At 58.2% G+C, this 9,808-nt stretch carries 8 protein-coding genes; 7 read left to right on the forward strand and 1 reads right to left on the reverse strand.

All coding sequences use genetic code 11. The features are described from left to right. Positions 1–304: 304 nt before the first annotated feature. The 4 genes from GOX88_RS00215 to rpoD all read left to right on the forward strand — a co-directional run bounded on the left by GOX88_RS00215 (position 305) and on the right by rpoD (position 6,297). The gene (locus GOX88_RS00215) at positions 305–1,735 is read left to right on the forward strand and encodes a Glu/Leu/Phe/Val family dehydrogenase (RefSeq protein ID WP_170397593.1); all 1,431 of its coding nucleotides are present in this window, start codon (positions 305–307) and stop codon (positions 1,733–1,735) included. A gap of 132 nt (positions 1,736–1,867) precedes the next feature. Further along, on the forward strand, positions 1,868–2,164 hold the full coding sequence (locus tag GOX88_RS00220; RefSeq protein ID WP_170397596.1) for a hypothetical protein: 297 nt from the start codon (positions 1,868–1,870) through the stop codon (positions 2,162–2,164). Positions 2,165–2,244: 80 nt separating this feature from the next. Then, entirely contained in the window at positions 2,245–4,194 is a 1,950-nt protein-coding gene (gene dnaG / locus GOX88_RS00225) for a DNA primase (protein ID WP_170397598.1), read from the forward strand. Positions 4,195–4,308: 114 nt separating this feature from the next. Further along, positions 4,309–6,297, forward strand: a complete 1,989-nt coding sequence (gene rpoD, locus GOX88_RS00230) for an RNA polymerase sigma factor RpoD (RefSeq protein ID WP_170397601.1) — start codon at positions 4,309–4,311, stop codon at positions 6,295–6,297. A 185-nt stretch (positions 6,298–6,482) separates the two neighbouring features. On the opposite strand, the gene GOX88_RS00235 is transcribed toward rpoD, so the two are convergent. Beyond that, positions 6,483–7,502: a helix-turn-helix domain-containing protein gene (locus tag GOX88_RS00235; protein WP_170397604.1), complete on the reverse strand. Its 1,020-nt coding sequence runs from the start codon at positions 7,500–7,502 to the stop codon at positions 6,483–6,485. Positions 7,503–7,824: 322 nt separating this feature from the next. On the opposite strand from GOX88_RS00235, the gene GOX88_RS00240 reads away from it, so the two are divergent. The 3 genes from GOX88_RS00240 (at position 7,825) to GOX88_RS00250 (ending at position 9,723) form a co-directional block, all read left to right on the forward strand. Further along, positions 7,825–8,262 carry a thiol-disulfide oxidoreductase DCC family protein gene (locus tag GOX88_RS00240; RefSeq protein WP_170397607.1) on the forward strand — a complete coding sequence of 146 codons (438 nt, stop codon included), beginning with the start codon at positions 7,825–7,827 and terminating at the stop codon, positions 8,260–8,262. Continuing rightward, positions 8,263–8,811: a DUF4166 domain-containing protein gene (locus GOX88_RS00245; RefSeq protein WP_367647743.1), complete on the forward strand. Its 549-nt coding sequence runs from the start codon at positions 8,263–8,265 to the stop codon at positions 8,809–8,811. Positions 8,812–9,309: 498 nt separating this feature from the next. Continuing rightward, positions 9,310–9,723 carry a secondary thiamine-phosphate synthase enzyme YjbQ gene (locus GOX88_RS00250; RefSeq protein ID WP_170397610.1) on the forward strand — a complete coding sequence of 138 codons (414 nt, stop codon included), beginning with the start codon at positions 9,310–9,312 and terminating at the stop codon, positions 9,721–9,723. The last annotated feature ends 85 nt before the right edge of the window (positions 9,724–9,808 follow it).

The following is a 9,808-nucleotide window of genomic DNA, read 5'->3' on the forward strand; positions in this document are numbered from 1 at the left end:
ATCCAAACTGCCTAGGAAATATTAACTTTCAAAAATTAACGCCGAATCGTGGCGGGATTTAGGCGAAAAAGCCGCCGTCTTGACCGGTTTGCTGGGAAAAGCGGGATAATTTGAGGGTGTTAGGTGCTTCTGTTGTCGTATGGGCGACAATGTCGGCAGGGCGGTCCGTATCGGGCGACTCAGGTAACCGCAAAAAATAAATCTTGGGAATTGGCAGTTTTATTTTCGCTTAAATATTGATCGTTTACGTATTGGGTGCGACAAAACGTCAGAACGTAAGTCGTTCGCTGGCACGGAGGATTAAATGACGGCCATCAAAGAACCCAGCTTTCGCGAGAGTGTGGACCTCATGTTCAACAGGGCCGCGTCCCTGATGGATCTGCCTCCGGGGTTGGAGGAAAAGATCCGGGTCTGCAACGCCACCTACACGGTCCGGTTCGGTGTGCGCCTGCGGGGTGAAATTCATACCTTTACCGGCTATCGCTCGGTTCACTCCGAGCATATGGAGCCGGTCAAGGGCGGTATTCGCTATGCCATGGCGGTGAACCAGGACGAGGTCGAGGCGCTGGCGGCGCTGATGACCTATAAATGCGCGCTGGTCGAAACGCCGTTTGGCGGCTCGAAGGGTGGCCTGCGCATCGATCCCCGCCAATATGAAGAGCATGAGTTGGAACAGATCACACGGCGTTTCGCCTATGAGTTGGCCAAGCGCGATCTGATCAACCCTTCTCAGAACGTGCCGGCACCGGACATGGGCACAGGCGAGCGTGAGATGGCCTGGATGGCCGACCAATATGCTCGCATGAACACAACCGACATCAACGCGCGCGCCAGTGTGACGGGCAAGCCGCTGAATGCCGGGGGTATCTCGGGGCGGGTCGAGGCGACCGGGCGGGGCATTCAATACGCTCTGCGCGAGTTCTTCCGCCACCCCGAGGATGTGCAGAAGGCGGGCCTTTCGGGCAAGCTGGACGGCAAACGCATCGTCGTGCAGGGGCTGGGCAACGTGGGCTACCACGCAGCAAAGTTCCTGAGCGAAGAGGACGGCTCCCGGATCGTAGGCATCATCGAATGGGACGGCGCGTTGTATAACCCTGACGGGATCGACGTTGAATCCGTGCGACAGTGGATCGTGAAGCATGGCGGTGTCAGCAACTATCCGGATGCAACGCATTCGGCCGAAGGAGCCGAGGTTCTTGAGGCAGAATGCGACATCCTGATCCCGGCGGCGCTTGAGGGTGTGATCAACCTGACCAATGCCGAGCGGATCAAGGCCCCTCTGATCATCGAGGCGGCCAATGGTCCTGTCACAGCCGGTGCGGACGAGATTCTGCGCAAGAAGGGCACTGTGATCATCCCGGACATGTACGCAAACGCGGGCGGTGTGACGGTTTCCTATTTTGAATGGGTCAAGAACCTGAGCCATATCCGCTTTGGCCGGATGCAGCGCCGTCAGGAAGAGGCGCGGCATGAGCTGATCGTCAGCGAGTTGGAGCGACTGGATCGTTATCTGGGCGATGCGTGGTCGATGTCTCCAAACTTCAAGGCCAAGTATCTTCGTGGCGCGGATGAGCTGGAACTGGTGCGTTCGGGTCTGGATGACACCATGCGCATTGCCTACCAGTCCATGCGCGAAGTGTGGCACAGCCGCGACGATGTCGAGGATCTGCGGACGGCGGCCTATATCGTGGCCATTGACCGCGTCGCGAAAAGCTATCGCGCCAAGGGACTTTGAGTTCCGGCTGGGGCGGGCGAGTTCAACCGGTCGCCCCAGCGCAACACGATGGCGAATGGCGCAAAACGGCAATGGCGGGCAAGCCCTGCCGGGGGTAAGCTGCCGCGAATGAAACGATTCCGGGAGACCCCCATGTTGCGTACCGCCATCGCGGCCCTGTTGCTGGCCACACCTCTGGCAGCTCAGGAAACCAAAGAACAAAGCTGCCAGTATCAGGCCGATGTCGTTGCGGCGATTCAGAAAGCGCGCCTGGACAGGGTAAAAGAGCGCGACGTGCCGCAGGCGGTGGCCGACACAGGCCCGACATGGCCTGAAAGCTACAATAACGCCATTCCGCTGATCACGCCTTGGGTCTACGAGCAAAAGATGCGTGACGTCCGCAAAAAGGATCTGGGTGCGGCGTGGCTGGAACTGTGCCTGCAGCAATAATCCACAGGCACGTCAATTCCCTGTGGACAACCGCGCGTCATCCCCTTGGCGCGCGTTTTCATTTCTGGCAGGTTTGACGAATGTCTTTGCCCCCCGGATTTCTGGATGAACTGCGCACCCGTCTGAGCTTGTCTCAGGTTGTCGGGCGCAAAGTCATGTGGGACCAGCGCAAGTCCAATCAGGGCAAGGGCGACATGTGGGCCCCGTGTCCGTTCCACCACGAAAAGACGGCGTCCTTCCATGTCGATGACCAAAAGGGGTTCTATTATTGCTTTGGTTGCCATGCCAAAGGGGATGCGATCAATTTCGTGAAAGAGACCGAGAATGTCTCGTTCATCGAGGCGGTGGAGATTCTGGCGCGTGAGGCCGGAATGCCTATGCCCGCACGTGATCCAAAAGCGCAGGAGAAACAGGACCGCCGGGCGCAATTGGCCGAAGTCATGGAGCAGGCGGTGCAGTTCTTCCGCCTGCAGCTCAAGACCGGAGCAGGGGGCGCCGCGCGCGATTACCTGACCCGCCGTGGTTTGGACGCGCAGGCGCTGGAACGGTGGGAGATTGGATTCGCCCCCGATGGCTGGCAGGCGTTGTGGGATCATCTGCGCGGCAAGAACGTAGCCGAGGATCTGATCCTCGGGGCTGGTTTGGCCAAGCCGTCGAACAAGGGCAAAAAACCCTATGACACCTTCCGAAATCGAATCATGTTCCCGATCCGAGATCCGCGCGGGCGGTGTATTGCCTTTGGCGGCCGGGCGATGGACCCGAATGACAACGCCAAGTATCTGAACTCGCCAGAGACCGAGTTGTTCGACAAGGGTCGCAGCCTTTACAACCACGGCCTCGCTCGTCAGGCGGCGGGGAAGGGGCAACCGCTGATCGTGGCCGAAGGTTATATGGATGTGATCGCGTTGGCCGAGGCCGGATTTGGCGCGTCTGTCGCGCCTTTGGGGACGGCGATCACCGAGCATCAGTTGCAACTGCTGTGGCGTATCTCGGACGAGCCGATCATCGCGCTGGACGGCGACACGGCCGGTCTGCGGGCCGCCATGCGTGCCGTTGATCTGGCGTTGCCGCTGCTGGAGGCCGGGAAGTCGCTGCGCTTTGCCCTGATGCCCGAGGGCAAGGACCCGGATGACCTATTGCGCGCGGAAGGGGCAGGGGCTGTGCAGACCGTGCTGGATGGGGCCATTCCGATGGTCAAGCTGCTGTGGCAGCGCGAGACCGAAGGCAAGGTGTTCGACAGCCCCGAGCGCAAGGCGGCGCTGGATAAGGTGCTGCGCGACAAGATCAAACTGATCCGCGACCCGTCGATCCGGTCGCATTATGGGCAAGAGATCAAGGACCTGCGCTGGCAGCTGTTCCGTCCGCAACGGCAAACTCAAAATCGCCCGTGGCAGCCGCGCGGCAAGTGGCAGCCGCAGAATCAACCTGCAACGCCCGGCGCGCGGACCTCTTTCCTGGCCTCGTCCGAGGGGGCGGAAATCCAGTTGCGAGAAGCAGCCATTCTGGCGATTGCTGCGCTGAACCCGGAGGTCGTGATCCAGTTCGAGAACCAGTTGGAAGAACTGGACTGCCGCGACCCCGACCATGCAGCCATGCGCAATGCCATTCTGCGCCACGCAATTGATGATCCGGACAACCTGAAAGATCACATCGCTGAAACATTGGGGCCTGACGCCCTTGAAAACCTGCTGGCCCTTCGCCATGTCGCAGTAATCCCCTGTGTGTACAAACCGGGCGACGTTGAAAAGGCCGAGATGACGCTGGCCGAGGAACTCGCAAAGATCAAAGCGCTCCGGGGGTTGGATGCTGAGATTGCCGAAGCTGAAGAGGAACTGTCCGATCTGGCCGATGAGGCGCTGACATATCGGCTGGCGCAGGCCGCCGAAGAGCGTAACCGCACGAGCCGCAGCCAGAACGAGGACAGAGCCGTTTTCGACATCGCCGACAACGGCGCGCGAATCAACCGCGACGAGAAAGACGCGTTCAAGGCAATCATGTCCGGGATCAATTTTGAACGGAAACGCCGCTAAACTGATGTTTTCGTAAGGCACTGGAAAAGAAAAACAGGTAAACGGGTGGCCGAATCACTTCTACGCGCTAATGATTCGGTGCAAACGAATCACCCATCCCTGCAGGAGCATTGAATGGCCGCCAAAGACACGACCGAAGATCGCAAATCCGAAGAGCAGGAACAGGAAATCTCGCTGGACATGAGCCAGGCCCAGGTCAAGAAGATGATCGCCGAGGCCCGCGAGAAAGGTTACATCACCTACGACCAGCTCAATCAGGTTCTGCCGCCTGATCAGGTCAGCTCGGAACAGATCGAAGACGTTATGTCGATGCTGTCCGAGATGGGCATCAACATCATCGAAGATGAAGAGGCCGAAGAGGAAGAGAACAAAGGCTCGACCGAACTGACGACCACCGAAAGCAATCGCGAGGTTGCGCTGGCCGGGGCCGCCACCGAAAAGCTGGATCGCACCGACGACCCCGTCCGCATGTATCTGCGCGAGATGGGTTCGGTTGAACTGCTGAGCCGCGAGGGCGAGATTGCAATCGCCAAGCGGATCGAAGCCGGGCGCAACACGATGATCGCGGGTCTGTGCGAAAGCCCGCTGACCTTCCAGGCGATTACCATCTGGCACGACGAATTGCTGTCCGAAGACATTTTGCTGCGCGACGTCATCGATCTGGAAGCCACATTCGGCAATCAGATGGACGAGGACGGCGATGTCGAGGAACCTGTCGTCGACACCTCGAACGTACAGGCGGCCAAGCCGGCCAAAGAAGCCGGACCCGAGTTGGACGCCGACGGCAACCCGCTGAACAATGACGACGATGACGACGACGACGATCAGGCCAACATGTCGCTGGCCGCAATGGAAGCGGCCCTGAAGGATCAGGTTCTGACCACGCTGGAGCGTATTTCGACCGACTTCTCGATGCTGTCGGAAATGCAGGACAGCCGGATCTCGGCCACCCTGAACGAGGACGGATCGTTCAGCGAAAAGGACGAAGAGACCTATCAGAAACTGCGCGCCGAGATCGTTGAACTGGTGAATGGTCTTCACCTGCACAACAACCGGATCGAAGCTCTGATTGACCAGCTGTATGGCATCAACCGCCGCATCATGTCGCTGGACAGTGCGATGGTTAAACTGGCGGACCAGGCCCGTATTAACCGTCGTGAGTTCATCGACGCCTATCGTGGCCGCGAACTGGATCCGAACTGGCTGGCCGAAATGGCCGAAAAGCCGGGCCGGGGCTGGCAGATGTTCATCGAACGCTCGACCGCAAAGGTCGAGGAGCTGCGCAGCGATATGGCTCAGGTCGGGCAATATGTCGGTCTGGACATCAGCGAATTCCGCCGCATCGTGCAGCAAGTTCAGAAGGGCGAGAAAGAAGCCCGTCAGGCCAAGAAGGAAATGGTCGAGGCCAACCTGCGTCTGGTGATCTCGATCGCCAAAAAGTACACGAACCGTGGCCTGCAATTCCTTGATCTTATTCAGGAAGGTAACATCGGCCTGATGAAGGCGGTGGACAAGTTCGAATACCGCCGCGGCTATAAGTTCTCCACCTACGCGACGTGGTGGATTCGTCAGGCGATCACGCGCTCGATCGCGGATCAGGCGCGCACCATCCGTATTCCGGTTCACATGATCGAGACGATCAACAAACTGGTCCGGACCGGTCGTCAGATGCTGCACGAGATCGGTCGCGAACCGACGCCGGAAGAACTGGCCGAAAAGCTGCAGATGCCGCTTGAGAAGGTTCGCAAGGTGATGAAAATCGCCAAGGAGCCGATCAGCCTCGAAACACCGATTGGCGACGAAGAAGACAGCCAACTGGGCGATTTCATCGAGGACAAGAATGCCGTGCTGCCTCTGGACAGTGCCATTCAGGAAAACCTCAAGGAAACCACGACGCGGGTTCTGGCCTCGCTTACCCCACGTGAGGAGCGGGTTCTGCGGATGCGGTTCGGCATCGGCATGAACACCGACCACACACTGGAAGAGGTCGGCCAGCAGTTCAGCGTGACCCGCGAGCGTATCCGTCAGATCGAGGCGAAGGCGCTGCGCAAGCTCAAGCACCCCAGCCGGTCGCGAAAACTGCGATCTTTCCTGGATCAGTAAAGTCAAAGGCGCCTCAGACGAGGCGCCTTTTTTCTTTCAACCGAAGCCTTCACGTTGACCGGTTCAACGATCAATTTGGCGGCAACTCACAAGCCTAAACCCTTGTGTTTTCTTATATCATTGGTGTCCACTCATGGGACAGGCCGGGGCGAGGTGGCAACACCGATGACCCCCGGCCACTCGTTTCAAGTGCTTTTCGGAAAATCCAAACGGCTGCGGAACGTGCTGGGCGCCTGACCGGTCCAGCGTTTGAAGGCAGTGGAAAACGCAGCCTGATCGGAATAGCCCAGGGAAAAGGCGATTTCGGACAGGGGCATCCCGTTGGTGATGAAGGTCTGCGCCAGATCGCAACGCAAGTCATCGACGATATCGCGATAGCTGACCCCCTCATCCTTGAGACGCCGGGCAAAGGTGCGCGGACTCATTCCCAGATTTGCCGCGGCTTCGTCGGCGTTGATAACCGTTCCCGGCATGGATCGGGTGATCAGGCCTTCGACCTGCGCGCGCAGCTTTTGATCGGGCGAGCGCCGTTCGGCCAGAACACGTTCTCCGTATTCCAGAAGATGCGCCCGAAGGTTCGGGTCATAGGTCGGTACTGGCAAATCCAGCGCGGACGGAGCAATGACGATTTCCAGCCGCTCAGCGCCGAATAAAACCGGGCACCCGGCAAGCTTTTGAAATTTCTTCTGGTTTGCGCCTATTTCGTGCTGAAACCGGACTTCGATAGGAAAGAAATTTGTTTGGGTCAGAGTGCGCATACGGGACAATCCAGCGAACATCAAATATTCGGTTCGCCGGTGGTATCGGGCGAAACTTGCGTCTTTCCAGTCAGCTTCGATTGAGGCGAAATTGCCTGCAAGCCGCAGATTGAACATTAATGCCGGGTCGATGATCCTGTGAAAGCGCGACGTATTCTCCATGACCTGTCGCAGATCCCGGGAGTATTTACTGATATAGGCGGTCAGACTTGAGGTGGACTTGAACTGCAATCCGGTCTGGGCCGCAAACGTGATGTCCCCCAATGCGTCGCAGGCATAACGTACGAACAGGGCCTCTTGATGGGCGGTAAAGGTGGTTGCGGGTGGTGCGATACTTGCCCGGGTCAGATTGCATTTCTCTAGGATGCGGTCGGACATTTCGGTGCCATTCGTTCGCTGATCAAGCGCTCGGGTCAGCAACTGGATGCGGGCGATATCAACTTCCATGGCATTATCCAACGTGTTTTCAATGTACTTGCAGCCAAAGCGGCGGGGTATGAAGCTCCTGCGCAAAGCAAATGTCCGTTGTCTGGAATTCGAAAGGTTTTGACGTATGAACACAAGACCCGAGAGCGTAGATTCTTTATGTTTCGCGCGTTGCCGGGTCGGCGCCTTGTCAGTCATTGGAGGCAGAACCCCGGATGTCCCCCCACCGGTGGTTCCCCGGCACGTTTCCTCTGTTGTGGTTGGTCGGATGTCCTCTTGTCGCATTGCCGGGTTGGGGCCGAAGTGAAAGGTTTGGGGCCAAGAACTACCGGACCCGAAAAACATGCTGAGCCTTGTTTCCGCAGACTTCAAGGACATCCAGGATGCCATTGTATTTGATGGGGAATGCGTCCTGTGTTCGGGGTTCTTTCGCTTTATGCTGGCGCGGGATAAGGCGCAGCGTTTCAAGTTTGCAACGGCGCAATCTCCTTTGGGGCAACGGTTGTACAGCGAACTTGGCCTGCCAACGCGGGACTTCGAAACCAATCTGGTCATCGTCAACGGCCAAGTGCATCAGCGTCTGGATGCTTTTGCCGCCGCGATGAAGGGCCTGCCCGGGGGCTGGTCGGTCCTGTCCCTGTGCAGATTTCTGCCCGGTTGGATCAAGAACCCGCTGTACCACTCGATTGCGAAAAACAGATACAAGATCTTCGGGCGCACGCAGACCTGTATGGTCCCGGACGCCGCGCTACGGGCCCGGTTTCTGCCCGAGGGGTTCTGAGTGCAACCTGATCCCTTTTTGCAATCCCTGCCTTCCGGGGCTGATGTACCCGCCGCTGTTCGGCGCTTGCACGAGGCTCCGGGCCTTTACGCCGGACGATGCAGTGTTGTCGGGGGCAGGGGGTGGCTGGTCGCATGGGCCTTGCGTCTTGGGCGCTTCCCGCGGGACGCCAGCGACATCCCGGTGCAGATCAGAATCGACCGTAACGGGCATGAATGGCAATGGGTTCGGGATTTTGACGGTCACACCACGCGATCCCGGCTGACTTTTGATCACGGAGCTGAATGTGTTCGTGAACAAATGGGCTGGCTGTCCATTTGGATGGTGCCCGAAATCACTGATAGCCGTCTGCTGATCCATATCCGACGTCTCAGCGTGATGGGGTTGCGCTGTCCCGCTTTTTTGCTGCCGCGCTCGTCAACCGTGGAGTGGCAGGACGAAACAGGGCATTTCTGTTTCGACGTTTCGGCTGACATGCCGGTGTTGGGTCCGTTGATCCGGTATCGCGGCTGGCTGGCACCCGTTCACGACACGCCGCGTCCGGGCTGAATTCATCGTGAAGCGGTGTTGTCTGATTTTAGGGTAAACTAGGTCAATACTTACCTCGAAAAAGGAAAGAGTATTCTTATGGAAAAGGTTATGACTTGCGCAGCGTTTGCGGTGATTGTGTTGTGCTCTACAGCGTCGGCCTCGTTCGCTCGATTTGGATATCAGACCGTTGCTATGAGCCAAACGGAGTTTGAAGTGATCCCAAGAGGGCGCACAGATGTGGATGGGTATTGGTGCGCGGCGTCTGACTTTGCCCGCAGAACGCTGGGGGCCAGCTGGCAGCAGCGTTTATATGTCAAGCGCGGCTATGGTCCAAGCGAAACGACAGGCCGCAGAACGGCCGTGCAGTTCTCGCTTACACCACCTGCGGGCGCTCCGCAGCAAAGCAGTGGTGTTTTTACGTCAGGATTTCAGCCGGGGTTCAGTATGTCCGTTTCCGCCGCCAATGGCCGGTGCAATGTCCGACCCATCATCGACTGAAGTAGGGTTACGGCCTTGATGCAGACCGAGTTTACAATTTCAACGCAGGGTCCGGGTCTTTACGAGTTTACCTCGGACGTGCGCCAATGGCTGAACTCGGCCGGGGCCGGTGGGTTGCTGACGCTGTTTGTGCGTCATACCTCCTGCTCGCTGGTCATTCAGGAAAACGCGGACCCCGAAGTGCAGACGGATTTGCGCGCCTTTTTCGATCGGCTGGTGCCACCCTCGGATCACCCGGCGATGGCGTATCTGCGGCACACCTATGAAGGCCCGGACGACATGCCCGCCCATATCAAGGCCGCGCTCTTGCCTGTGTCGCTGTCGATCCCCGTTATGTCCGGGCGCCCCGTACTGGGAACGTGGCAAGGCATCTATCTGTTCGAACACCGTACCGCACCGCACCATCGAAAGGTGGCGGCGCATTTCGCATAGATTCACGATATAGCGGTGGAAAATTCCGACTACCCAAATCCTAGCGGCTACCCTATAGTTGTGGATAAGTAAGCCGCATAGCTTA

This window comes from Ruegeria arenilitoris (genome assembly GCF_013030985.1).
GTDB classification, from domain to species: Bacteria; Pseudomonadota; Alphaproteobacteria; order Rhodobacterales; family Rhodobacteraceae; genus Ruegeria; species Ruegeria arenilitoris_B.

What these genes read in the sequence shown, in the direction of transcription:
- GOX88_RS00215 (WP_170397593.1), top strand. Translation starts at nt 305, where the DNA reads ATGACGGCCATCAAAGAACCCAGCTTTCGCGAGAGTGTGGACCTCATG.
- GOX88_RS00220 (WP_170397596.1), top strand. Translation starts at nt 1,868, where the DNA reads ATGTTGCGTACCGCCATCGCGGCCCTGTTGCTGGCCACACCTCTGGCA.
- dnaG (WP_170397598.1), top strand. Translation starts at nt 2,245, where the DNA reads ATGTCTTTGCCCCCCGGATTTCTGGATGAACTGCGCACCCGTCTGAGC.
- rpoD (WP_170397601.1), top strand. Translation starts at nt 4,309, where the DNA reads ATGGCCGCCAAAGACACGACCGAAGATCGCAAATCCGAAGAGCAGGAA.
- GOX88_RS00235 (WP_170397604.1), bottom strand. Translation starts at nt 7,502, where the DNA reads ATGGAAGTTGATATCGCCCGCATCCAGTTGCTGACCCGAGCGCTTGAT.
- GOX88_RS00240 (WP_170397607.1), top strand. Translation starts at nt 7,825, where the DNA reads ATGCTGAGCCTTGTTTCCGCAGACTTCAAGGACATCCAGGATGCCATT.
- GOX88_RS00250 (WP_170397610.1), top strand. Translation starts at nt 9,310, where the DNA reads ATGCAGACCGAGTTTACAATTTCAACGCAGGGTCCGGGTCTTTACGAG.